This window comes from Mycolicibacterium flavescens (assembly GCF_001722335.1).
Lineage (GTDB): Bacteria > Actinomycetota > Actinomycetes > Mycobacteriales > Mycobacteriaceae > Mycobacterium > Mycobacterium flavescens.
The window spans coordinates 49,612-73,179 of the sequence record NZ_MIHA01000005.1 but is presented as its reverse complement, the minus strand read 5'-3'; the positions used below and the strand labels follow the sequence as shown (position 1 = coordinate 73,179).

Sequence of the window (23,568 nt, the reverse complement as noted above, 5' to 3'; positions counted from 1 at the left end):
GGGAGAACCTGAAGAATCATGGCAATTCGCAAGTACAAGCCGACGACCCCCGGTCGTCGCGGTGCCAGCGTCTCCGATTTCGCTGAGATCACCCGCGACCACCCGGAGAAGTCGCTGGTTCGTCCGCTGCACGGTAAGGGTGGGCGAAACGCTCACGGCCGCATCACGACTCGGCACAAGGGCGGCGGGCACAAGCGCGCCTATCGGGTGATCGACTTCCGGCGACACGACAAAGACGGCGTGAACGCCAAGGTCGCGCACATCGAGTACGACCCGAACCGCACCGCGAACATCGCGCTGCTGCACTACCTGGACGGCGAGAAGCGCTACATCATCGCGCCGCAGGGCATCAAGCAGGGCGACGTGATCGAATCGGGCGCCAACGCCGACATCAAGCCCGGTAACAACCTGCCGCTGCGCAACATCCCCGCGGGCACGCTGATCCACGCCGTGGAGCTGCGACCCGGTGGTGGCGCCAAGCTGGCCCGCTCGGCCGGTTCGAGCATCCAGCTGCTCGGCAAGGAAGGCACCTACGCCTCGCTGCGTATGCCCTCCGGTGAGATCCGCCGCGTCGACGTGCGCTGCCGCGCCACCGTCGGCGAGGTCGGCAACGCCGAGCAGGCCAACATCAACTGGGGCAAAGCCGGCCGGATGCGGTGGAAGGGCAAGCGTCCCACCGTTCGTGGTGTCGTGATGAACCCGGTCGACCACCCGCACGGTGGTGGTGAGGGTAAGACCTCCGGCGGTCGTCACCCGGTCAGCCCGTGGGGTAAGCCCGAGGGCCGCACCCGCAAACCCAACAAAGCGAGCAACAAGCTCATCGTCCGTCGCCGGCGCACCGGCAAGAAGCGCTGAGAGTAGGCAGGGACAAGGAATATGCCACGCAGCCTGAAAAAAGGTCCGTTCGTCGACGACCATCTTCTCAAGAAGGTCGACACGCAGAACGAGAAGAACACCAAGCAGGTCATCAAGACCTGGTCACGTCGGTCGACCATCATCCCCGACTTCATCGGACACACCTTCGCGGTGCACGACGGGCGCAAGCACGTCCCGGTGTTCGTCACCGAGTCGATGGTCGGGCACAAGCTCGGCGAGTTCGCGCCGACGCGCACCTTCAAGGGTCACATCAAGGACGACCGGAAGGCGAAGAGGCGCTAATGACTACAGCGATTGAATATCCGTCCGCGACCGCCAAGGCGCGCTTCGTGCGGGTGTCGCCGACCAAGGCGCGCCGGGTCATCGACCTGGTGCGCGGCAAGTCGGTCACCGAGGCGCTCGACATCCTGCGGTGGGCGCCACAGGCCGCCAGCGAGCCGGTCGCCAAGGTGATCGCCAGCGCTGCGGCCAACGCGCAGAACAACGAGGGACTCGATCCCTCGACGCTGGTTGTCGCGACCATCCACGCCGACGAGGGCCCGACCGCCAAGCGCATCCGGCCGCGGGCCCAGGGCCGCGCGTTCCGGATCCGCAAGCGCACCAGCCACATCACGGTGATCGTCGAGAGCAGGGCAACCAAGGCAGAGCGCGGGAGCCGTTCGCCGTCGGCCGACACCGCCCGCGCCCGTCGCGCGCAGGGCAGCAAGGCCGCCGCCGCGAAGAAGGCGCCTGCGAAGAAGGCAGCTGCCGCCGACACCAAGGCCGCCGACACCAAGGCCGCTGAAACGAAGAGCAAGGCTTCTGAAGAGGCGAAGGAGGGCTCGGAGTAGTGGGCCAGAAAATTAATCCCCACGGCTTCCGGCTCGGTATCACCACCGACTGGAAGTCCCGGTGGTACGCCGACAAGCAGTACAAGGACTACGTCAAGGAAGACGTGGCGATCCGCCGGCTGCTGGCCACCGGTCTCGAGCGCGCCGGCATCGCCGACGTCGAGATCGAGCGCACCCGTGACCGCGTCCGGGTGGACATCCACACCGCGCGCCCCGGCATCGTGATCGGCCGCCGCGGCACCGAGGCCGACCGCATCCGGGCCGACCTGGAGAAGCTGACCAAGAAGCAGGTGCAGCTCAACATCCTCGAGGTCAAGAACCCCGAGTCGGTGGCCCAGCTGGTGGCCCAGGGCGTGGCCGAGCAGCTCTCCAATCGTGTGGCGTTCCGTCGCGCGATGCGCAAGGCCATCCAGTCGGCGATGCGCCAGCCCAACGTCAAGGGCATCCGGGTGCAGTGCTCGGGTCGCCTGGGCGGCGCCGAGATGAGCCGCTCGGAGTTCTACCGCGAAGGTCGGGTCCCGCTGCACACGCTGCGCGCCGACATCGACTACGGCCTCTACGAGGCCAAGACCACCTTCGGTCGGATCGGCGTGAAGGTGTGGATCTACAAGGGCGACATCGTCGGTGGCAAGCGTGAGCTGGCCGCCGCGGCGCCCGCGGCGGACCGTCCGCGCCGGGAGCGGCCGTCGGGCACCCGCCCGCGTCGCAGCGGCGCGTCGGGTACCACCGCGACGAGCACCGATGCGGGTCGCGCCGCGACCGGTACCGAAGAGGCACCCGCCGTCGCCGAGGCGACGGGCGGAACCGAGGCTGCTGCCGGGCAGGCCCCGGAGAACACGGAGAGCTGATCATGCTGATTCCTCGAAAGGTCAAGCACCGCAAGCAGCACCACCCCCAGCAGCGCGGCATTGCCAGCGGCGGGACGTCGGTGAGCTTCGGTGACTACGGTATCCAGGCACTCGAGCACGCCTACATCACCAACAGGCAGATCGAGTCGGCGCGTATCGCGATCAACCGCCACATCAAGCGTGGCGGCAAGGTCTGGATCAACATCTTCCCGGACCGCCCGCTGACCAAGAAGCCCGCCGAAACCCGCATGGGTTCCGGTAAGGGTTCGCCGGAGTGGTGGGTGGCCAACGTCAAGCCGGGTCGGGTGCTGTTCGAGCTGAGCTACCCCGACGAGGCGACCGCGCGGGCCGCGCTGACCCGTGCCATTCACAAGCTGCCGATCAAGGCACGCATCGTTACCCGAGAGGAGCACTTCTGATGGCAGTGGGAGTGACGCCGGGCGAACTGCGCGAGCTGACCGACGACGAATTGACCGATCGGCTGCGCGAGTCCAAGGAAGAGCTGTTCAACCTGCGCTTCCAAATGGCCACCGGCCAGTTGTCCAATAACCGCCGGCTTCGCACGGTGCGTCAGGAAATCGCGCGGGTGTACACCGTGCTGCGCGAACGTGAGTTGGGTCTGGCCTCCGGACCCGTGGGTGAGGGATCGTAATGGCAGAGGGTAAAGGCCCCAAGTACACGCCGCGCAAGGAAGAGCAGCGCGGCCGCCGCAAGACGGCGATCGGATACGTGGTGTCCGACAAGATGCAGAAGACCATCGTGGTCGAGCTGGAAGATCGTAAGAGCCATCCGCTCTACGGCAAGATCATCCGCACCACCAAGAAGGTCAAGGCGCACGACGAGAACGACACCGCCGGTGTCGGCGACCGTGTCTCGCTGATGGAGACCCGTCCGCTGTCGGCCACCAAGCGCTGGCGGCTCGTCGAGATCCTCGAGAAGGCCAAGTAGCCCGCACGAGTTTCGGGCACACAAAAAGGCCCCCGTACGCGCACGTACGGGGGCCTTTTTGTGCTCAGCTCGGCGCGGCATATCCGCAAAAGCGTTTGCTTTGGCACACTTTGGGCTAATCTCGCCGGATGGGGGACCTGCAACGACGCACAGCCGCCCTGGTTGCACTCGTATTCTTCTTTGCCGCAACGACGTTGGTCGACGCGCCGGTTTCGTCGGCTGCTCCCGGTGACGGGGGAGCGGTCGCGGACGCACCCACGCTGGGGCTTCCGACGCTCGGTGTCGTCGCCGACCTTGCGCTCTACGGGCTGCAGGGTACGCAGACGCTGTCGTTCCCGGTACCGGCCGGGCTCACGCCGGCCGCGCTGAACGCGACCGTCGAGCTGCCGCCGAACGTCACGGCCGGCAGCATCGCGGTCACCCAGGACAACCGCACGGTCTCCCGCGTCGACCTGCCGCCGGACCGCGCCCCGATCTCGATCCCGCTCGAGGGGGTCGAGGTGGTGGACAACGCGGTCACCGTGCTGCTGCGCAGCCAGCTGCTGCCACCGGCAGGATACTGCCTCTACGACACCGCGATTCCGCTGCGGTTGGCCGGCGCGGCCGTCGCCTACACCGGCCGCGAGCTGCCGCCCGACGTCGTTGCCGACTTCCTGCCGCCGGTACTGGAGCGTTTGACGATCTTCGTGCCCGACACCCCCTCGCGCGCGGAATCGGATGCTGCGGTGCGGCTGACCACCGCCGTCGTCGCCCGCTACGGTGACCAGCGCACCGACGTCGACGTCGAACCGCTCACCAGCGACGCGGCCGAAGCGCCCTCGGGGCCGTTCGAACGCCACATCGTGGTCCGCGAGGGCCCGACCGCGGCGGTCGAACTGCAGGGCCGTGACGGGGTGCCTGCGCTGCTGATCACCGGACCCGCCAACGAACTGCTCAACCAGGCCCGGTTGCTCAGCAGCAACCTGTCGCAACTCGCGCTCGCCTCGAAAGCTGTAGCGGGACCGATAAAATCGGTGCCGCAACTGCCCGGCGACACGACCACCATCCGCGACCTCGGCCAGCCCGGCGTCAACGCCACCGCGCTCAAACCGCAGGTCACCGTCGGCCTGGACCAGACGCGGCTGGGCAGGCCGGTCAAAAACGTGCGGGTACACCTGAAGGGGTCCTACACCCCGCTGCCCGCAAGCGTCGGAGGTCAGATAGTGGCATCGGTCAACGGCCAAGCCGTGGACCGGTGGCCGATCGATGCCGGCGGCGCCATCGACCGATGGGTCGACATCCCCGACGAACTGCTGCAGCGCTACACCAATCTCGGTGTGGCCGTGGACCTCAGCGGCAACACCGGAGAGTGCGGCGAGTTCCAGCCGGTCACGCTGACCATCGACGGTGCGACGACCGTCGAGACCACCCGGGCCGATCCACCGGTGCCCGCCGGGTTCCAGTCGCTGCCGCAGGCGCTGATGCCGCGGGTGCTGGTCGGCGTCGGCACCGGTTTCGACGACGTCCGCCGCGCAGTGACCATCACCGAAGGCCTGCAACGGCTCAGCGCGCTGCCCATCGACACCGAGGTGGTTTCGGTCGACGACGCGCTGGCCGCGCAGACGCCCGCGGTGGTCATCGCCGCCGACGGTTGGGCCGGTGACCGCCCGGAGCTGCCCGTCAGCAGCGCCGCCGACGGTGAACTCGACGTGGACCGCCTCGACGGCGAGCGCACCACCTTGCGGCTGGATCCGGGACTGCGGTTCGGCTCGCTGCAGACCGTGTACGACGGCCGCACCGTCCTGGTGGCCACGTCGAACGGCGATGCAGCCGAACTCGATTCGCTGCTGGCCTGGTTGGACGACAGCTCACGGCGCTGGTCGCGGCTCAGCGGCGTGGCCGTGATCGCACCGCCCGGCGGGGAACCGGTGACCGTTGCCGGCGAGGCGCCCGCCGCCGACGAACCGGCTGAAGAGTCCACACCGGTTGCCACGCTGTTGTTGGCGGCCGGCGCCACGGCCGCCGCTGCGATCGCGCTGCTGGGCTGGCTGGTGCTGCGGCGCCGACGGCGCGCGTAGGCGGGAGTGACGATGGCGGTGCCCACCCAGGCCGAGCCCGAGCCCCCCGCCGCGGCCGCACCCGAGCGGGACCGCACCTACACCGTCGCGCGCATCGTGTTCCGGTGGATGTTCATCGGTGTCCTGACGGTGTTCGCGTTCTGGGACAGCTTCGCCAGCCTGGTCGAGACCACCAGGGGCAGCGGACTCAACGGCTACATCTGGATCATCCCGACCGCCGCGATCCTGGCCGCGCAGGGTGTCGCGCGCCGGCCGCGCAACGAGTTACCGATCCACGACCGCCAGACCGACATCATCCTCGGCACGATGGGGCTGGTGTTCGCGCTGCTGCTGCACGGGGTGCTGCTGCAGCGCTACGGGATGTACTTCCATCTGCTGCGGCTCGACTTCCTGGCGCTGTGGGTGTTCGTGCTCAGCTCGGCGATCATCCTGTTCGGGCTGCGCCCGGTCAGCAGGTTCGTGCTGGTGTGGATGCTGGCGGGGATGATCTTCGCCCTGCCGTACCACATCATGGTGATCCTGTTGGGCGGCAACCGGATCGCGGCCGGCGCCGCGACGCTGCTGATCGCCGCGACCGCCACGGGCATCGCCGTGAGCCGCACCCACCGCCGCGGCTGGACCGGCTACTTCTCGGCCTATGCGGTCGGCGGTGTGCTGCTGGCGATCATGGCGTGGTGGACACCGCAGGCGCCCGTGTGGGTGTACCAGGCCGCGCCCGCACTGCTTGCCACCGCGATCGTCGGGTTCGTGATGTTCCTGCTCGCGCGCCGCGGAGAACCCAAGCGGCCGATGAACCGCAAGGTCGAACCGCTGGCGGCCGGGCAGGTCGCCCGGTCACTGCCGCTGGTGCTCGGTGTGGCCGTGCTGCTTTCGCTCGTCGACCTGCCCGCCCCGCAGAGTCCGCCGGTGCGACAGTTCGACGCGATGCCGATCACCGGACCGCTGAAGCCGCCCGCCGGTTTCCACATCGCCGAGACCGAGGACTATCCCTGGGTGACGCGCCTGCACGGCCGGGTGGCCCACCTGACCCGGCAGCGGATGGTCGCCGACGTCGGAAACCCGGACTGGGACAAGGAAGCCAAGCCCAGGACCGTGATGGTCGACAACGTGATGACCGACCGGCCGTTCTCGTTCAACGTCTACCCCGCCAAGGTGCTCTACGACGCGGCCGCCACCCGGTTGAGCGCCCCGCGCCGGATCGACCTCGGCTACGGCGTCACCGGTGAACTGGTGTCCGTCGTCGACGACCACCTGATGGTCACCTGGAACATGCTGCAGTTCACGTGGCGCAACGACGACCGAGCCCAACGCGTGCTGATGATCACCGTGGACAACCACGACGACAACGCCCCATTCCCGCACCCGAACGGTGCGCTGCTGCCCACGCTGAACACCCTGCTCACCGTGCTGTTCCGCGGAAACTCCGCCGTCGACGACACCAACCCGAAGTTCAAGGACATCGATCTGCTGACCACATTCGGGCGCGGCCTGGTCGCCGCCCAACTGCAACCGCTGGGCCTGCGGCCGTGACCTACACCATCGACACCCTGACCGACGCGCAGCGCGACCACGCGCTGGACCGCTCGATCAACGGCCTGCGCGACGACGATCCGCTGCGGTCGGCGGCCATTCCCGTAATGGGTTGGCAGAAGGTCGTTCTGGCGATCGCGCTGGTCGCGCTGGTCGGGTTCGGGATCTGGCGCCCGATGCAGACCGGTGTCGCGCTGATCGGGATGTGCACGTTCGGCTACGTGCTCACCATGACCGACCGCGTGTTGATCTTCCGGCGCGGCCTGGCGGCGCGGCCGATCACTGTCACCGACGAGCAGGCCCGCGCCATCCCCGACGACCAGCTGCCGCCCTACACGATCCTGGTGCCCGCCTACAACGAACCGGAGGTGGTGGACGACCTGATCGGCGCCATGGCGCGCCTCGAGTACCCGAAAGACAAGCTGCAGGTGCTGCTGCTGCTCGAGGCCGACGACGACGTGACGATCGAAGCTGCCCGCCGCTGCAAGGAATCCGAGGCCATCACCATCCTGCTCGTCCCGCCCGCCGAACCGCGCACCAAACCCAAGGCGTGCAACTACGGGCTGCACTTCGCCACCGGCGACATCGTGACGATCTACGACGCCGAGGACCTGCCCGAGCCGCTGCAACTGCGCCGGGTGGTCGTCGCGTTCGCGCGGCTACCCGACGACATCGCCTGTGTGCAGGCCAAACTCGCCTACCACAACGGCAGGCAGAACATGCTCACCGGATGGTTCACCGCCGAATACGGGCTGTGGTTCGGCTATCTGCTGCCCGGCATGATGCGCACCGGCACACCGATCCCGCTGGGCGGCACGTCCAACCACCTCAAGCGTTCGGTGCTCGACCGCATCGGCTCGTGGGATCCGCACAACGTCACCGAGGACGCCGATCTGGGCCTGCGCATCGCGGCCTCGGGCTATCACACCGCGGTGCTCGATTCGCAGACCCTCGAGGAGGCCAACAGCGACCCGATCAACTGGATCCGGCAACGCTCACGTTGGTACAAGGGTTATCTGCAGACCTGGCTGGTGCACATCCGCCGCCCGATGAGGCTGCTGCGCACCATCGGGTTCCGCAGCTTCGTGCGGTTCAACCTGGTGCTGGCCGGCACCCCGATCATCGCGGTGCTCAACCTGCTGTTCTGGTTGATCACGATCCTGTGGTTCCTCGGTCAGCCCGCCGCGATCGGCGCGGTGTTCCCGTGGTACATCTACTTCCCGGCGCTGATCGCGCTGGTGCTCGGGAACTTCGCGACGCTGTACATGAACCTGATCGCGCTGCGCGAGGACGACCGCCCCGACCTGTTGGTGCCCGCGCTGACGGTGCCGTTGTTCTGGCTGATGATGAGCGTCGCGGCGGCCAAGGGCACTTATCAGTTGATCCGTAATCCGTCGTACTGGGAGAAGACGTTTCACGGCCTGGCGAGCCAACCCGACACCGACCTGGACGAGACGGTATGACGCGGATCTCCGACCACCGCCTGAAGTGGGTGGCGTTCGCGTCGTCGATGCTGGTCTACATCGTGGTCGGCTACTGGCTGCAGGTCGACAACGGGTTCATCCTCGGTGACGCGCTGTCGCGGGTGTCGGCCGCGCAGAGCGTGTTGTTCAGCCGCGACCCGCACCTGGCGGCGATCGGGTTCATCTTCACCCCGCTAACCGCGATGCTGCAGATCCCCGCCGTGCTGCTCAGCCCGCTGTGGCCGGATCTGACCGCGCGCGCGTTCGCCGGTTCGGTGATGTCGGCGGTGTTCATGGCCGGGTGCGTGGTGCAGGTGCTGAGCATGGGCACCGATCGAAAACTGCCGCGCGCCTACATCATTGCGATCACCGTGCTGTTCGCGCTGAACCCGATGATCGTGTTCTACGGGTCCAACGGGATGAGCGAGGCGCCGTTCCTGTTCTTCATCACCTGGGCGGTGCGACGGCTGACCATGTGGATGATCGACGACGACGTGCACCATCTGATCGCCGCGGGCGGGGTGGCGATGGCGTTGTCCTATCTGACCCGGTACGACGCCGTGGCCTGCATCGCCGCGGCCGGGGTGATCGTCGGCGTCACCACCTACCGGCGGGCCCGCAAGGGGCCGCGACTGCGCCGTGCGCTGCTGGACCTTCTGCTGGTCAGCGGGCCGGGCCTGGCGTCGTTTTTCGGCTGGGCGGTGGCGAGTTGGCTGATCACCGGTGAACCGTTCGCGCAGTTCACCTCCCAGTACGGCAACGCGGCGATCCTGCAGCAGTCGGGCACGCCCACAGTCGATTTCGGAGGTGGGGTGCTGTTCGGTCTCACGTGCGTGATGCTGCTGGCGCCCACGCTGATCCCGCTGGCGGTGTGGGCCGGGGTGCTTCGGCTGCGCCGGCCCTACTGGCCGACGCTGATCGTCCCGCTGGCGCTCTACGGTGGTGTGCTGGCGTTCCAGGTGTACAGCTACGCGTCGGGGTCGACGTTCCCGTTCCTGCGGTTCTACATCGCGGCGATCCCGTTCGCCGCGTGCCTGGCGATGATGGCGGTGCCCGAACGGGGGTTCGCCCGCTTCAAACGGCCGGGTCGGTACGCGCCGCCGATGCCGGCGCAGCCGCCGAAGCACCGCGGATGGGTGGCTTATGCGCCGGTCGCGCTGGTGTTCGCGGTCACGGTTCCGGTCTCGGCGTGGGGGATGAGCCTGCCGAAGTACGCGCCGCAGGAGTACGCGCTGGCCGCGGTGCTGGCGCCCGATCCCGGCGATGTCACCGAACGCGGGGCCGTCGAACGGCGGGTCGCGGCAACGTTTTCCACCGAACGCGACATCGCGCGCTACCTCGACGGCCTGGACCTGCCGGAGAGTTCGGTGATCACCGACACGGTGTACGGCTTCGCGGTGGTGGCGGCCTCGAAGCGGCCGAAGACGTTCGTGGTGCCGTCGGACCCGGACTTCACCGAGCTGCTCAACGACCCGGTCAGCCTGGGTGTGGAGTATCTGCTCGCCGTGCCGCCGACCGGGCGCGGGGTGTCCGACGCGCTCAACGTGCGGTACCCGACCCTGTACGACACCGGCGCCGACATCGCGACGCTGGAACTCGAGATCCCCAACGACGGTGACAGCCAACCGACCTGGCGGCTGTACCGGGTCAATGAGCCCGCCCCGGAGAGCTAGTGTCCTGAGTCATTAAATCGGGTGCAGTACATCGTCATGGGTCATTTCGGCCGCGAGATCTGCATGAGGGTCGTTACCAGCGCGGTTTCACAGCCCTCGTGCAGATCTCGAAGAACGTCGACACCATGTGGCCGGTCCGAAGCCCGCGCACTGCTGTGTCTGAACTTTCGACTCAGGACACTAGACCCGCGCGGCGATACCGTCGAGCAGTTGGTTCAGCCCCGACCGGAAGTCGGCTCGCGGATCGGCCTTGGCGGCGTCGAACACGCCGCCGTCGAGTGCGGCGGCGACCGCGGGAAACCGGTCGCGGTCGATGAGCGTCCGCAGCAGCGCCGGGTACTCAGGCCAGTCCGTGTTGGCGGCCTCGATGTCGAGGGCGGCCGCTCCGCGGGTGAAGTGCAGGATCGCCATCACCGCGGCGAACTTGTCGCGTTCGGACAGCCCGGTGGTCGCCAGGGTGCTCAACCCGGCGTCCAGCCACGCCAACTGCCCCGGATCCGCCGGAGGGCCCACCGCTGTGGCCCGCAGGATCCACGGGTGGCGGTGATAGACCTCCCACAGCCCGAACGCCCAATCGGTCAACGCCGCAGTCCAATCCGCGGGCTTGCCCGGTGGTGGCGAACCCACCGCCGCGGACAGCATGAACGTGAGCAGCTCGTCCTTGTTGGCGACGTGCCGATACAGCGACATGGTGCCGCAGCCGAGGCGTTCGGCCAGCCTGGCCATCGACAGCGCGGACAGGCCGGCGTCGTCGGCCAACGCGATCGCGGCCTCGACGATGCTCTGCCGCGTCAGCCCGGCGCGCCGGCCGGGCGGCGGCGTTTCGCGCCAGAGAATCTCCAGCGGGCGGGGCAGCGGTTCGGTCATCGCCGCCGAGCCTAACCCACTGCGCAGAGCGGTGCGTATGCCGTACGCTCTGTGCGTATGACATACGCACAACTGTCTCGATGGTGGCCCCCGGCGCTCGCGGTCCTGGTCGTCGCTTTCCTGACCTACTCGCTGCCCCCCTATTTCGTCGGCAGCACCCGGGTGCCCGCGACGTTCCCGCTGTACTACCCGCTGCTCGTCGGACACGTGCTGCTCGGCGGGGTCGCGATGGCCGCCGTCGTCGTCCAGCTCTGGCCCCGGCTGCGCGCGCGCCGGCCCACGCTGCACCGGCACGCGGGGCGCATCTACGTCGCGACGACGATTCCGGCTGCACTTTCGGCGCTGGTCATCGGTGCGGCGACGCCGTTCGGTCCCGCGCTCGCGGTCAGCAATGTTCTCCTTGCGGCATTGTGGCTCTGGTTCACCGCGGCGGGTTTCTGTGCCGGCCGACAGGGCCGGGTGGCCGACCACCGTCGGCACATGCTGCGCAGCGCGACGCTGGCGTTGTCGATCATCACCAACCGGATCTGGGGGCCGGTGCTGTTTAGGGTGGGTGACCCGTTGTACCACAACCTATTTGACGGCAACGGCCAGCACTATCTGTGGTTCGTTGCGGGGCTGGGCGGCTGGCTGGGATGGACCGTGCCGCTGGCACTTGTGCAGTGGTGGCTCTACCGCAGGGCGTTTACTACGTCGTCGTCAATTCGTCAACTCACCGAGACCCGACCGGGTAGATTGCGGACCAGGATTGGTCAGCGACGACGAGGACGGTATGACAACGGAATTCAACGGCAGAATCGAACTGGACATCCGTGACTCGGAACCGGACTGGGGGCCGTACGCCGCACCGACCGCGCCCGAAGGCGCCCCGAACGTGCTGTACGTGGTGTGGGACGACGTGGGCATCGCCACCTGGGACTGCTTCGGCGGGCTGGTCGAGATGCCGACGATGAGCCGGATCGCCGACCGGGGTGTGCGCCTGTCGCAGTTCCACACCACCGCGCTGTGCTCGCCGACGCGCGCGTCGCTGCTGACCGGACGCAACCCGACGACGGTGGGGATGGCGACCATCGAGGAGTTCACCGACGGCTTCCCCGGCTTCAACGGCCGCATCCCGTTCGACACCGCGCTGCTCTCGGAGGTGCTGGCCGAAAGCGGCTACAACACCTACTGCGTCGGCAAGTGGCACCTGACGCCGATCGAAGAGTCCAATCTCGCGTCAACCAAACGACATTGGCCGCTCTCCCGCGGGTTCGAGCGGTTCTACGGGTTCATGGGCGGCGAGACCGACCAGTGGTATCCCGAACTGGTCTACGACAACCATCCCGTCGCCCCGCCGGCGTCACCGGAAGACGGCTACCACCTGTCGCACGACCTGGCCGACAAGACCATCGAGTTCATCCGCGACGCCAAGGTGATCGCGCCGGACAAGCCGTGGTTCTCCTACGTCTGCCCGGGTGCCGGACACGCCCCGCACCACGTCTTCAAGGAGTGGGCCGACCGCTACGCCGGCAAGTTCGACATGGGCTACGAGCGGTACCGCGAGATCGTGCTCGAGAACCAGAAGAAGCTCGGCATCGTTCCGCCCGACACCGAGCTCTCACCCGTCAACCCGTATCAGGACATCAAGGGGCCCAACGGCGAACCGTGGCCCGAGCAGGACACGGTGCGGCCGTGGGATTCGCTGAGCGACGAGGAGAAGCGGCTGTTCACCCGGATGGCCGAGGTGTTCGCCGGGTTCCTGAGCTACACCGACGCCGAACTCGGGCGCATCATTGACTACCTCGATGAGTCGGGCCAACTCGACAACACGATCATCGTGGTGATCTCCGACAACGGCGCCAGCGGTGAGGGCGGGCCGAACGGTTCGGTCAACGAGGTGAAGTTCTTCAACGGATACATCGACACCGTCGAGGACGGACTCAAGCTGATCGACAACCTCGGCGGGCCGGAAACCTACAACCACTATCCGATCGGCTGGGCGATGGCGTTCAACACGCCCTACAAGCTCTACAAGCGCTACGCCTCCCACGAGGGTGGCATCGCCGATCCCGCGATCATCAGCTGGCCCAACGGAATCGCCGCGCACGGCGAAGTCCGCGACACCTACGTCAACGTCTGCGACATCACGCCGACGGTGTACGACCTGCTGGGCATCGCCCCGCCCGAGACCGTCCGCGGCGTCGCGCAGAAACCGCTCGACGGGGTGAGTTTCAAAGCGGCCCTCGATGATCCGTCGGCGCAGACCGACAAGCACACGCAGTTCTACACGATGCTGGGCACACGCGGGATCTGGCACGACGGGTGGTTCGCCAGCGCCGTGCACGCCGCATCGCCGGCCGGGTGGTCGCATTTCGACAAGGACCGCTGGGAGCTGTTCCGCATCGAGGCCGACCGCAGCCAGTGCCACGACTTGGCGGCCGAAAACCCGGAGAAACTCGACGAACTCGTCAAGCTGTGGTTCGCCGAGGCCGAACGCTACAACGGGCTGCCGCTCGGCGACCTGAACATCCTCGAGACGCTGGGCCGGTGGCGTCCGCACCTGGCGGGTGCGCGGACGTCGTACTCGTACTACCCGGGCACCGCCGACGTCGGTGCGGGCGCCTCGGTGGAACTGCAGGGCCGCTCGTTCGCGCTGATCGCCGACGTGACCGTCGACGACCCCGGCGTCGAGGGCGTGGTGATCAAACACGGCGGCGCGCACGGCGGCCATGTGCTTTTCTGTCAGGACGGTCGACTGCACTACGTGTACAACTTCCTCGGTGAAGAGGAGCAGACGCTGTCGTCGCCCGACCCAGTTACGTTGGGCCGCCACACCTTCGGCGTCGCGTTCACGCGCACCGGGACCGCCGAGGGCAGTCACACGCCCATCGGCGACACCGCGCTCTACATCGACGACCGGCAGGTCGCGGCGCTGTCGGGGATGCGGGTGCATCCCGGCACGTTCGGGCTGGCGTCGGCGGCGCTCAGCGTGGGGCGCAACACCGGATCCCCGGTCTCTCGCGCATACGCCCCACCGTTCCCGTTCACCGGTGGCACGATCGCACAGGTGAACGTCGACGTCTCCGGCAAACCGTTCGTGGACCTGGAGAAGGAGTTCGCGCGGGCGTTCGCGAGGGACTGAGCACCGGAGGGCAGACCGATTGCCGGGATGAAGCGGGCGGTGATCGCTTCGGCGGGCCTGCTGCTGTGCGCGTGCGCGAGCACCGTGACCGGATCGCCCGTCGTCGATCAGCCCGGTGCCGCGCCGTCGTCGAGCGGGCGCCCCATCCCGGGCCCGCCGCCCGGCGCCCCCGCCGATGAGCAGCCCGGCGTCGTCCCCACCACCGGCGCCACCCCGGCCGCGTGCGAGGTCGAAGACCCGCCGCCGGTCGGCGTCACCGCGTCGGTCGACGACCCCGAGGCGCCGACGGTCACCGTCGCGCTGCCGAATGGATGGTCGACCAGCGCGGGCGACGACGACGTCGGCGCCCGGCTGGCCGGACCCGACGGCGAGTCGGCCACCGTGACGATCGAGCGGACGTCGCTGGACCCGGGCGAGGCGTTCCAGCGGTACGCAGACGACGCGCTCGAGGCGTCGGCGGTCAGCAGCATCAGCGTGCTGCCGGGCGCGCTGTGCGGGTTCAGCGGACAGAAACTGCTCGGCTCGTGGGCGGAGCCACCGCAGCAGGCGGTCACGTTCGGCGACCGGATCGCGCACATCCCGGCGCGGGCGTCCAACTATCTGGTGGCGGTGCACGTCGAGGCGCCGGCGCGCGGGGCGTTCGACCCGCTGACCTCGCCACTGCTGGCCGACTTCGCCATCGTCATCCCCTGACCAGTGCTTATCGTGGCGAGCGGGCGCGTTTGCCTCTCGACACGCCGCGAATTGGGCAGCCGTTGCGCACGCTCACCGCGCCGCGAGCGTGCACAGATGAAGGAAAATGGGCGGCGTGTCGTGTGCAGGCGCGCACGCTCGCCGCAACGAGGGGCGCCTGATCAGCGGCGATTTGGTTTCCTGCAGGTCCTCCCATAGAATCAGGCGGTTGCCTTGGGCAGACCTCGGCCAGTCGCGTGCGGCAGGCCCCGCGTGCTCTTCGGCAACAGCAAGACCGCGTACGACCAGGTCGGTATCTGGCGTGCATACGAAAATCCAGGTCAGGAGATCGAGTGATTCAGCAGGAATCGCGGGTGAAGGTCGCCGATAACACGGGCGCCAGGGAGATCCTGTGCATCCGCGTGCTCGGCGGATCGTCGCGGCGCTATGCCGGCATCGGCGACGTCATCGTGGCGACCGTCAAGGAAGCCATCCCCGGCGGCAACGTCAAGCGTGGCGAGATCGTCAAGGCCGTCATCGTGCGCACCGTCAAGGAGCGCCGCCGCGCCGACGGCAGCTACATCAAGTTCGACGAGAACGCCGCCGTCATCATCAAGGCCGACAACGACCCGCGCGGCACGCGCATCTTCGGGCCGGTCGGTCGCGAACTGCGCGAGAAGCGCTTCATGAAGATCGTCTCGCTGGCTCCGGAGGTGTTGTAGATGAAGGTTCACAAGGGCGACACGGTTCTGGTCATCTCCGGTAAGGACAAGGGCGCCAAGGGCAAGGTGCTGGTCGCCTACCCGACCCGCAACAAGGTCCTCGTCGAGGGCGTGAACCGGATCAAGAAGCACACCGCGGTGTCGAGCAACGAGCGCGGCGCACAGTCCGGCGGCATCGTCACCCAGGAGGCGCCGATCGACGCCTCCAACGTGATGGTCGTGGACTCCGACGGCAAGCCCACCCGCATCGGCTTCCGTATCGACGACGAGACGGGCAAGAAGGTCCGCATCGCCAAGACCAACGGCAAGGACATCTAGAGTGACTTCGGCAACCAGCACGGAAAAGACGCTGCCCCGGTTGAAGCAGCGCTACCGCGAAGAGATCCGCGAGACCCTGCTCAAAGAGTTCGGCTACGCCAACGTCATGCAGATCCCCGGCGTGGTCAAGGTCGTCGTCAACATGGGCGTCGGCGACGCCGCGCGCGACGCCAAGCTGATCAACGGCGCGGTCAACGACCTCGCGCTGATCACCGGCCAGAAGCCCGAGATCCGCCGGGCCCGTAAGTCCATCGCGCAGTTCAAGCTTCGCGAGGGCATGCCGATCGGCGCCCGGGTGACCCTGCGCGGCGACCGCATGTGGGAGTTCCTCGACCGGCTGATCTCGATCGCACTGCCGCGTATCCGCGACTTCCGCGGCCTGTCGCCCAAGCAGTTCGACGGCACCGGCAACTACACCTTCGGGCTGACCGAGCAGTCGGTGTTCCACGAGATCGACGTGGACTCCATCGACCGCCCCCGTGGCATGGACATCACCGTCGTCACCACGGCGACGACCGACGACGAAGGACGAGCGCTGCTGCGGGCGCTGGGCTTTCCGTTCAAGGAGAACTGAGTAATGGCAAAGAAGGCACTGGTCAACAAGGCCAACAAGAAGCCGAAGTTCAAGGTGCGCGCCTACACCCGCTGCCAGCGCTGCGGGCGTCCGCACGCGGTTTTCCGCAAGTTCGGCCTGTGCCGGATCTGCCTGCGCGAGATGGCGCACGCCGGCGAACTGCCCGGCGTGCAGAAGAGCAGCTGGTAACCCAGCCCTACCCGACCAGACCAACCAAACAGGTTGCGGCAGGCCCACTCCAGGCTTTGGAGCTGGGTACCACCGCGAGAAAGGTGAGCCGGCTGTCATGACCATGACGGACCCGATCGCAGACTTCTTGACACGTCTGCGCAACGCCAATTCGGCGTACCACGATGAGGTGACCCTGCCCCACTCCAAGATCAAGGCCAACATCGCCGAGATCCTGAAGAAAGAGGGCTACATCGCCGACTACCGCACCGAGGACGCGCGGGTCGGCAAGTCGCTGATCGTGCAACTGAAGTACGGCCCCAGCCGGGAGCGAAGCATCGCCGGCCTGCGTCGCGTGTCCAAGCCCGGTCTGCGGGTGTACGCGAAGTCCACCAATCTGCCGCGGGTTCTCGGCGGCCTCGGCGTGGCGATCATCTCCACGTCGTCGGGCCTCCGGACCGACCGCCAGGCAGCCCAAGAGGGCGTGGGCGGCGAAGTCCTCGCGTACGTGTGGTAGGCGAGAGGGAGTAGAGCTGAAATGTCGCGTATTGGAAAGCAGCCGGTCCCGGTTCCCAGCGGGGTCGACGTCTCGATCAACGGTCAGAACGTCTCGGTCAAGGGGCCCAAGGGCGCCCTGGAACTGGCGGTGGCCGAGCCGATCCGGGTCGCGCGTGACGACGACGGCGCCATCGTGGTGACACGTCCCAACGACGAGCGGCGCAGCCGTTCGCTGCACGGGCTGTCGCGCACGCTGGTGGCCAACCTCATCACCGGCGTCACCGAGGGCTACACCACCAAGATGGAGATCTTCGGCGTGGGTTACCGCGTGCAGCTCAAGGGTTCGAACCTCGAGTTCGCGCTGGGCTTCAGCCACCCCGTCGTCATCACCGCGCCCGAGGGCGTGACCTTCGCGGTGGAGACGCCGACGAAGTTCTCGATCTCCGGCATCGACAAGCAGAAGGTCGGCCAGGTCGCGGCGAACATCCGCCGCCTGCGTAAGAGCGATCCCTACAAGGGCAAGGGAATTCGCTACGAGGGCGAGCAGATCCGCCGCAAGGTCGGAAAGACAGGTAAGTAGTAATGGCTGCAACCACAAAGAACACCGAAGCCCCAGCCCGGAAGGCCGTGGGCCAGAACATCTCCGAGACCCGTCGGGTTTCGCGGTTGCGCAGGCACGCCCGGCTCCGCAAGAAGGTCTCCGGCACGGCCGAGGTGCCGCGCCTGGTGGTCAACCGCTCGTCGCGGCACATCCACGTGCAGTTGGTCAACGACCTCAACGGAACGACGCTGGCCGCTGCCTCCTCGATCGAGGCCGACGTGCGGGCCGTCGACGGCGACAAGAAAGCCCACAGCGTGCGGGTCGGTCAGCTGATCGCCGAGCGCGCCAAGGCCGCAGGCATCGACACCGTCGTGTTCGACCGCGGTGGGTACACCTACGGCGGACGGATCGCGGCGCTGGCCGACGCGGCGCGCGAAGGCGGGTTGAAGTTCTGATGACTAGCACGAACAACGGAAGGACTGCATGATGGCCGAACAGGCAACTGCCGGCGGCCCCTCGGACGGCCGTGGCTCGCGGGATGACCGTGGCGGCCGTGGCCGGCGCGACGACCGTGGCGGCCGTGGCCGCGACGGCGGCGACAAGAGCAACTACCTCGAGCGCGTCGTCTCGATCAACCGCGTCTCCAAGGTGGTCAAGGGTGGCCGCCGGTTCAGCTTCACCGCGCTGGTGATCGTCGGCGACGGCAACGGCATGGTCGGCGTCGGTTACGGCAAGGCCAAGGAAGTTCCGGCCGCCATCGCCAAGGGCGTCGAGGAAGCACGCAAGAACTTCTTCCGGGTCCCGCTGATCGGCGGCACCATCACCCACCCGGTGCAGGGCGAAGCCGCCGCCGGTGTCGTGATGCTGCGTCCGGCCAGCCCCGGTACCGGTGTGATCGCCGGTGGCGCGGCCCGCGCGGTGCTGGAATGCGCCGGCGTGCACGACATCCTGGCCAAGTCGCTGGGCAGTGACAACGCGATCAACGTGGTGCACGCCACCGTCGCCGCGCTGAAGCTGCTGCAGCGTCCCGAAGAGGTCGCGGCCCGGCGTGGGCTGCCCATCGAGGACGTCGCCCCCGCGGGCATGCTGCGGGCGCGGCGTGAGGCCGAGGCGCTCGCCGCGTCGGCCGCGCGTGAAGGGTCGTCGTAATGGCAGAGCTGAAGATCACCCAGGTCCGCAGCACCATCGGTGCGCGCTGGAAGCAGCGTGAGAGCCTGCGGTCGCTGGGACTGCGCAAGATCCGCCAGTCCGTCGTCCGCGAGGACAATGCGCAGACGCGCGGGCTGATCAAGACCGTGCATCACCTCGTAGAGGTGGAGGAAGTCAAATGAGCGTCATCAAACTGCACGACCTGAAGCCGGCCCCCGGCTCGAAGACCGCCAAGACCCGCGTCGGCCGCGGTGAGGGGTCCAAGGGTAAGACCGCGGGTCGCGGCACGAAGGGCACCAAGGCCCGCAAGAACGTCCCGGTGACGTTCGAGGGCGGCCAGATGCCGATCCACATGCGCCTGCCGAAGCTCAAGGGCTTCCGTAACCGGTTCCGTACCGAGTACGAGGTGGTCAACGTCGGCGACATCAACAAGCTGTTCCCCAACGGCGGCGACGTCGGTGTCGACGAACTGGTGGCCGCCGGCGCGGTGCGTAAGAACGCGCTGGTGAAGGTTCTCGGCGACGGCAAGATCGCCGTCAAGGTGAACGTCACCGCGCACAAGTTCAGCGGCAGCGCCCGCGACAAGATCACCGCTGCGGGCGGTTCGGCGACCGAGCTGTAACCTCCGTGCACCGGAAGCCCCTGCCGTGACGGCGGGGGCTTTCCTGTTCGGCGGCGGTAACGCCAGCCGTCGCGCACCCGATTCACGGTGCGCAGGGGCAAAACTTCAGGAGCAGACATGACCTTCCTCCGCCGGCTCACCGTCGCCGCCGCGGCCGCCGCCCTGGCCGTGTCCGTCGCGGCGCCCGCGAATGCGCAGGACGACGACGCGAAGTTCGCCGATCAGGTCGCCGCCATGCAGATCCCCGTCGGCGATGTCGACCTGCCCGCGCTGGGCCACGGCATCTGCGACATGCTCAGCACCGGCCTGGCCGGCAGCGTCAACCCGGTGCCGGTCGTGCGCGGTGTCGTCAACCGCCTCGCCGGCAGCGGGATCAGCCGCGGCGAGGCCGCCGGACTGATGCGCGCCGCGGTCGCGGTGTACTGCCCGCAGCACGCCCGCTTCATGGGCCGCTGACCGGGCTACGGCCTCGATCGGGTCAGCCGACCTCCGCCAGGGCGAGCAGCGCCGCCACGATCGTGGCGACAGCCAACACGCCGTGCGCCACCACCACGGGCACGGGGAACGAGTGCTCAGGTGGAGCGGCCTCGGACCGCGGTGTGGTTCCGGTGCGCTCCCGGCGGCCTGCCAGCCAGCGGGCGAGCATGATGAATCCCAGGATCGCCACCGGTACGAGCAGTGCCAGTCCGATCCAGCCGACCGGATGGTTGTCGGTGACCACGTAGACGATCCACAGCACCAAGCCGACGGCGGCCAGCACGAAGTGTCCGAACACCACCGGGGGCGGCAACTGCGACGTCGTTGACCCGCGGTGGCCGCCGCCGCTGACCCATTTTGCGAGCATGAATGCACCCCCACCAGCGGTGAGGATCCACAGAATCAGGGATGCGATGGCCATAGCTGTCCTCCTGTCATCGGTCCTTCCGATACCCCTCCGCCTGCACTGACTCGTTGGCGACCCGAACCCCGTAGCGGTACGCCAGCATGCCGCCGAGATAGCCGGAAAGTCCCAGCGTCGCCACCGAAATCAACGACAGCACAAGCGGTCCGGGGCTCACGGCGGTGTCATCGCCGGCAGTGTTGTGCCGCCAGACGAAACCGGCCACATAAGCCGCGGTCACCGCGAGATTGAGCGTCATGTGCAGAAGCCCGACCCGGAAAGCGCGGGTGCCCGAAGGTATGGCGACCAGGTCCAGCAGGCCGATCACCGCAGCCGCACCGGCGCCGATCACCCCGATGCCGATCAGCCATTGCGAACCCTGTGTGAGAAAGCCCGGACGGTCGACGACAAGAGAGGCGAGGTCGAAGACAAGGCTGCACACCCACGCGCCGATCGGAACGGTGACGAGGATCGGATGGAACGGATGCCCGTAGGGCCCCGCGAGCAGTCGACTGACCGGTTCCTTGGCTTGTTCGAGTTGCTCGCTCATCGTGACCCCCTGGGTCGTTTTAGATAATCTATATTGGTCTTAATACCCGGTTGCAGTCAAGGGTCCATATCAACCAATGTTCATTGGCGATATCGTGGTGAGGTGACAGAAGGGTTGTCCTCGTCCACGGATGCGATCAACGCGATAGCGACGCTCAGCGACGGCACCAGGCGCCGACTGTACGAAGTCGTGCGAGCGGCGCGGCGGCCCGTCAGCCGCGATGACGCGGCGTCTGCGGTCGGCATTTCACGCAAGCTCGCGGCTTTCCATCTGGATAAGCTCGTCGACGCGGGGCTGCTCGATTTCGGGTTCGATGGACAGGCGGTTCGGGGCCGTCCACCGAAGGTCTACCTACCCACCCGGTGTGGCGTCGCGGTCAGCGTGCCGCCCCGTCGCTACGAACTCCTGGCCGAGATCCTGGCTCGTGCGATGGAAGAGGGGGATCACGATTCGGCGCTGGCGGCGGCCACGCAGGCCGCATACGAGCGCGGCCAGGCGTTGGCGCTGCAGATGCCGACCGCGGTGAAGCGTGGTCGGATGGGCGCCGAACGGGCCTTGGCGGCGGCCGAACGGGCGCTCGAGGAGCTCGGATTCGAGCCATACCGGAACACGCCCCGCTGTGTGCGGCTGAGCAACTGCCCGTTCCATGAACTCGCGGCCACGATGCCGGCGTTGGTCTGTCAGCTCAACCACGCACTCACCTCGGGTGTTCTCGCCGGTTTGCACGCCGAGGCAGTCGAGGCGGTGCTGGCGCCGACGGCCGGCGAATGTTGTGTGGAGCTACGGGCCCGACCGTCGGGCGCATAGGTTCACCGTGGCGCGCACCCCGGGAGGGGTGCGGCGGCGTCGGTAGGCTCGCTTCATGTTCGCATTCCTGCCCGACATCCCCGGTCCCGACGACCTGCGCGCGCTGGCCCGGCGCATCGACACCGCCCGGCACCACGGGATTCCGGACGGGTGTGTGCTCGAACTCGACCTGCAGGCGGTGCCCAACGAGACCGGCGGCTTCGACCCCTTCGCGCTGCTGACCGGAACGGGCCGGCCGATGCTGCTGCGCGAAGCGGTCGCAGCCATTCACCGCGCGGCCGAGGACCCCAGGGTCGCCGGGATGATCGCGCGGGTGCAGATCCCCGCCGCGGCAGCCGGACCGGTCCAGGAACTGCGCGAGGCGATCGCGGCGTTCAGCGACGCCAAACCGTCGCTGGCGTGGGCCGAGACCTACCCGGGCACGCTGTCCTACTACCTGGCCTCGGCGTTCCGCGAGGTGTGGATGCAGCCGTCGGGCACCGTCGGGCTGGTCGGGTTCGCCACCAGCGCGCTGTTCCTGCGCGACGCGCTCGACAAGGCCGGTATCGAGGCGCAGTTCATCGCGCGCGGTGAATACAAGTCGGCGGCAAACCTTTTCACCCAGGACCGCTACACCGACGCGCACCGCGAAGCCGACGAACGGTTGATCTCGAGCCTGCACGCGCAGGTACTCGAGGCGGTCGCCGAGGCCCGCCACATCGCGCCCGAGGAGATCGACGCGCTCGCCGACCGGGCGCCGCTGCTGCGCGGCGCCGCCCTCGCCGGGCGCCTGATCGACCGGGTCGGGTTCCGCGACGAGGCGTACGCGCGGATCGCCGAACTCGCCGGCGCCGCCGACGCGGTGGACGCGGACGCCGAGGACGCGCCGCCGCGGCTGTACCTGTCGCGCTACGCGAAAGCCTCCGCCGAACGGCAGGCGCCGTCGATGCCCGCGCTGCCCGGGCGCAAGGGCAAGCCGACGATCGCGGTGGTGACGCTGCACGGGCCGATCGTCAGCGGGCGGGGCGGGCCGGCGCCGCTGCCGATGGGCAGTTCGAGCGCGGGTGGAGACACGATCGCCGCTGCGCTGCGCGAGGCCGCCGCCGACGACGACGTCGCCGCGATCGTGCTGCGCGTCGACAGCCCCGGCGGGTCGGTCACCGGGTCGGAGACCGTCTGGCGCGAGGTCGACCGGATCCGCGGCAAGGGCAAGCCGGTGATCGCGTCGATGGGTGCGGTCGCCGCCTCCGGTGGCTACTACGTGTCGATGGCCGCCGACGAGATCGTCGCCAACCCCGGCACCATCACCGGGTCGATCGGCGTGGTGACCGGCAAGCTGGTCGCCCGCGAACTCAAGGACCGCCTCGGCGTCGGCTCGGATTCGGTGCGCACCAACGCCAATGCCGACGCCTGGTCGGTCAACGCGCCGTTCACCGAGGAGCAGCACGCGCACGTCGAGGCCGAAGCGGACCTGTTCTACACCGATTTCATCGAGCGGGTGGCCGAGGGCCGCAAGATGAGCGTCGCCGACGTCGACGCGATCGCCCGCGGCCGGGTGTGGACGGGCGCCGACGCCCGCGAGCGCGGGCTCGTCGACCATCTCGGCGGTCTGCGCACCGCGGTGGAACGGGCGAAGGTGCGGGCCGGTCTGGCGCCCGACGCCGAGGTCCGTATCGCGAACCTCCCGGGGTCGTCGCTGATGGACCGGCTGCGGCCCAAACCGTCGTCGCAGCCGGCGGCCGCGTCGCTGCCGGAGGCGGTCGGTGCGCTGTTCGGCCGGTCGGTGGCGCAGATGCTCGGGCACGCCGAGCGGTCACTGACCGGAGTGAGCGCGCTGTGGCTGGGGGACTACCGCTTCTGACGTTTGGTCGC

30 protein-coding genes are annotated in these 23,568 nt (G+C 68.1%); 27 read left to right on the top strand and 3 right to left on the bottom strand.

Annotated features, from left to right (window positions below):
- The first annotated feature begins 18 nt into the window (after positions 1-18).
- The 11 genes from rplB to BHQ18_RS08245 all read left to right on the top strand — a co-directional run bounded on the left by rplB (position 19) and on the right by BHQ18_RS08245 (position 10,225).
- Positions 19-855 (top strand): 50S ribosomal protein L2, encoded by an 837-nt coding sequence (gene rplB, locus BHQ18_RS08295; protein ID WP_069413123.1) that lies wholly within the window; start codon positions 19-21, stop codon positions 853-855.
- Between the two features lie 21 nt (positions 856-876).
- Positions 877-1,158 (top strand): 30S ribosomal protein S19, encoded by a 282-nt coding sequence (rpsS, locus tag BHQ18_RS08290; protein WP_067340300.1) that lies wholly within the window; start codon positions 877-879, stop codon positions 1,156-1,158.
- Positions 1,158-1,706 carry a 50S ribosomal protein L22 gene (gene rplV / locus BHQ18_RS08285; RefSeq protein WP_069413122.1) on the top strand — a complete coding sequence of 183 codons (549 nt, stop codon included), beginning with the start codon at positions 1,158-1,160 and terminating at the stop codon, positions 1,704-1,706. The genes rpsS and rplV overlap by 1 nt, the downstream gene beginning before the upstream one ends.
- Positions 1,706-2,554 carry a 30S ribosomal protein S3 gene (gene rpsC / locus BHQ18_RS08280; protein ID WP_069413121.1) on the top strand — a complete coding sequence of 283 codons (849 nt, stop codon included), beginning with the start codon at positions 1,706-1,708 and terminating at the stop codon, positions 2,552-2,554. The genes rplV and rpsC overlap by 1 nt, the downstream gene beginning before the upstream one ends.
- A 2-nt stretch (positions 2,555-2,556) precedes the next feature.
- Entirely contained in the window at positions 2,557-2,973 is a 417-nt protein-coding gene (gene rplP, locus BHQ18_RS08275; protein ID WP_069413120.1) for a 50S ribosomal protein L16, read from the top strand.
- The gene (rpmC, locus tag BHQ18_RS08270) at positions 2,973-3,206 is read left to right on the top strand and encodes a 50S ribosomal protein L29 (protein WP_069413119.1); all 234 of its coding nucleotides are present in this window, start codon (positions 2,973-2,975) and stop codon (positions 3,204-3,206) included. The genes rplP and rpmC overlap by 1 nt, the downstream gene beginning before the upstream one ends.
- A complete protein-coding gene (rpsQ, locus tag BHQ18_RS08265) occupies positions 3,206-3,502 on the top strand; it encodes a 30S ribosomal protein S17 (protein ID WP_069413118.1) in 297 nt (98 codons plus the stop codon). Before rpmC ends, rpsQ begins: the two co-directional genes overlap by 1 nt.
- A 128-nt stretch (positions 3,503-3,630) precedes the next feature.
- Complete coding sequence (locus tag BHQ18_RS08260) at positions 3,631-5,559, top strand: cellulose biosynthesis cyclic di-GMP-binding regulatory protein BcsB (RefSeq protein ID WP_109789227.1); 1,929 nt, start codon at positions 3,631-3,633, stop codon at positions 5,557-5,559.
- Between the two features lie 12 nt (positions 5,560-5,571).
- Positions 5,572-7,089 (top strand): hypothetical protein, encoded by a 1,518-nt coding sequence (locus BHQ18_RS08255; RefSeq protein WP_084293975.1) that lies wholly within the window; start codon positions 5,572-5,574, stop codon positions 7,087-7,089.
- Positions 7,086-8,552: a glycosyltransferase gene (locus BHQ18_RS08250; RefSeq protein ID WP_069413117.1), complete on the top strand. Its 1,467-nt coding sequence runs from the start codon at positions 7,086-7,088 to the stop codon at positions 8,550-8,552. The genes BHQ18_RS08255 and BHQ18_RS08250 overlap by 4 nt, the downstream gene beginning before the upstream one ends.
- On the top strand, positions 8,549-10,225 hold the full coding sequence (locus BHQ18_RS08245) for an ArnT family glycosyltransferase (RefSeq protein WP_069413116.1): 1,677 nt from the start codon (positions 8,549-8,551) through the stop codon (positions 10,223-10,225). Before BHQ18_RS08250 ends, BHQ18_RS08245 begins: the two co-directional genes overlap by 4 nt.
- Positions 10,226-10,405: 180 nt before the next feature.
- Here BHQ18_RS08245 and BHQ18_RS08240 read toward each other — a convergent pair whose 3' ends face one another.
- A complete protein-coding gene (locus BHQ18_RS08240; protein ID WP_069413115.1) occupies positions 10,406-11,092 on the bottom strand; it encodes a TetR/AcrR family transcriptional regulator in 687 nt (228 codons plus the stop codon).
- Positions 11,093-11,149: 57 nt separating this feature from the next.
- On the opposite strand from BHQ18_RS08240, the gene BHQ18_RS08235 reads away from it, so the two are divergent.
- From BHQ18_RS08235 to BHQ18_RS08170, 14 genes are all read left to right on the top strand, one after another.
- Entirely contained in the window at positions 11,150-11,908 is a 759-nt protein-coding gene (locus BHQ18_RS08235; RefSeq protein WP_069413114.1) for a DUF2306 domain-containing protein, read from the top strand.
- A complete protein-coding gene (locus BHQ18_RS08230) occupies positions 11,865-14,216 on the top strand; it encodes an arylsulfatase (protein WP_069413113.1) in 2,352 nt (783 codons plus the stop codon). The genes BHQ18_RS08235 and BHQ18_RS08230 overlap by 44 nt, the downstream gene beginning before the upstream one ends.
- A 39-nt stretch (positions 14,217-14,255) precedes the next feature.
- Positions 14,256-14,909, top strand: coding sequence for a hypothetical protein (locus tag BHQ18_RS08225; protein WP_234794112.1), 654 nt, complete (start codon positions 14,256-14,258; stop codon positions 14,907-14,909).
- 332 nt (positions 14,910-15,241) lie between these two features.
- Complete coding sequence (gene rplN, locus BHQ18_RS08220; RefSeq protein WP_069413111.1) at positions 15,242-15,610, top strand: 50S ribosomal protein L14; 369 nt, start codon at positions 15,242-15,244, stop codon at positions 15,608-15,610.
- Positions 15,611-15,928, top strand: coding sequence for a 50S ribosomal protein L24 (gene rplX / locus BHQ18_RS08215; protein ID WP_069413110.1), 318 nt, complete (start codon positions 15,611-15,613; stop codon positions 15,926-15,928).
- A 1-nt stretch (position 15,929) separates the two neighbouring features.
- A complete protein-coding gene (gene rplE, locus BHQ18_RS08210) occupies positions 15,930-16,502 on the top strand; it encodes a 50S ribosomal protein L5 (protein ID WP_069413109.1) in 573 nt (190 codons plus the stop codon).
- A 3-nt stretch (positions 16,503-16,505) separates the two neighbouring features.
- Positions 16,506-16,691 carry a type Z 30S ribosomal protein S14 gene (locus tag BHQ18_RS08205; RefSeq protein WP_059101363.1) on the top strand — a complete coding sequence of 62 codons (186 nt, stop codon included), beginning with the start codon at positions 16,506-16,508 and terminating at the stop codon, positions 16,689-16,691.
- Positions 16,692-16,788: 97 nt separating this feature from the next.
- Positions 16,789-17,187 carry a 30S ribosomal protein S8 gene (gene rpsH / locus BHQ18_RS08200; protein ID WP_069413108.1) on the top strand — a complete coding sequence of 133 codons (399 nt, stop codon included), beginning with the start codon at positions 16,789-16,791 and terminating at the stop codon, positions 17,185-17,187.
- 21 nt (positions 17,188-17,208) lie between these two features.
- Positions 17,209-17,748 (top strand): 50S ribosomal protein L6, encoded by a 540-nt coding sequence (gene rplF, locus BHQ18_RS08195; protein ID WP_069413107.1) that lies wholly within the window; start codon positions 17,209-17,211, stop codon positions 17,746-17,748.
- Between the two features lie 2 nt (positions 17,749-17,750).
- Positions 17,751-18,164, top strand: a complete 414-nt coding sequence (rplR, locus tag BHQ18_RS08190) for a 50S ribosomal protein L18 (protein WP_069413106.1) — start codon at positions 17,751-17,753, stop codon at positions 18,162-18,164.
- A gap of 31 nt (positions 18,165-18,195) precedes the next feature.
- Complete coding sequence (gene rpsE, locus BHQ18_RS08185; RefSeq protein ID WP_109789234.1) at positions 18,196-18,858, top strand: 30S ribosomal protein S5; 663 nt, start codon at positions 18,196-18,198, stop codon at positions 18,856-18,858.
- Positions 18,858-19,040 (top strand): 50S ribosomal protein L30, encoded by a 183-nt coding sequence (gene rpmD / locus BHQ18_RS08180; protein WP_069413104.1) that lies wholly within the window; start codon positions 18,858-18,860, stop codon positions 19,038-19,040. The genes rpsE and rpmD overlap by 1 nt, the downstream gene beginning before the upstream one ends.
- Positions 19,037-19,480: a 50S ribosomal protein L15 gene (gene rplO, locus BHQ18_RS08175; protein ID WP_069413103.1), complete on the top strand. Its 444-nt coding sequence runs from the start codon at positions 19,037-19,039 to the stop codon at positions 19,478-19,480. Before rpmD ends, rplO begins: the two co-directional genes overlap by 4 nt.
- A 117-nt stretch (positions 19,481-19,597) precedes the next feature.
- Positions 19,598-19,936: a DUF732 domain-containing protein gene (locus BHQ18_RS08170; RefSeq protein ID WP_069413102.1), complete on the top strand. Its 339-nt coding sequence runs from the start codon at positions 19,598-19,600 to the stop codon at positions 19,934-19,936.
- 22 nt (positions 19,937-19,958) lie between these two features.
- Here BHQ18_RS08170 and BHQ18_RS08165 read toward each other — a convergent pair whose 3' ends face one another.
- Both BHQ18_RS08165 and BHQ18_RS08160 read right to left on the bottom strand, forming a co-directional pair.
- A complete protein-coding gene (locus tag BHQ18_RS08165) occupies positions 19,959-20,378 on the bottom strand; it encodes a hypothetical protein (protein WP_069413101.1) in 420 nt (139 codons plus the stop codon).
- 13 nt (positions 20,379-20,391) lie between these two features.
- Complete coding sequence (locus BHQ18_RS08160; protein ID WP_069413100.1) at positions 20,392-20,910, bottom strand: DUF2231 domain-containing protein; 519 nt, start codon at positions 20,908-20,910, stop codon at positions 20,392-20,394.
- A 102-nt stretch (positions 20,911-21,012) separates the two neighbouring features.
- Here BHQ18_RS08160 and BHQ18_RS08155 point away from each other — a divergent pair, with 102 nt between their 5' ends.
- Both BHQ18_RS08155 and sppA read left to right on the top strand, forming a co-directional pair.
- A complete protein-coding gene (locus tag BHQ18_RS08155; RefSeq protein ID WP_069413099.1) occupies positions 21,013-21,717 on the top strand; it encodes a helix-turn-helix transcriptional regulator in 705 nt (234 codons plus the stop codon).
- 55 nt (positions 21,718-21,772) lie between these two features.
- Positions 21,773-23,557: a signal peptide peptidase SppA gene (sppA, locus tag BHQ18_RS08150; protein WP_069413098.1), complete on the top strand. Its 1,785-nt coding sequence runs from the start codon at positions 21,773-21,775 to the stop codon at positions 23,555-23,557.
- Positions 23,558-23,568 lie beyond the last annotated feature (11 nt).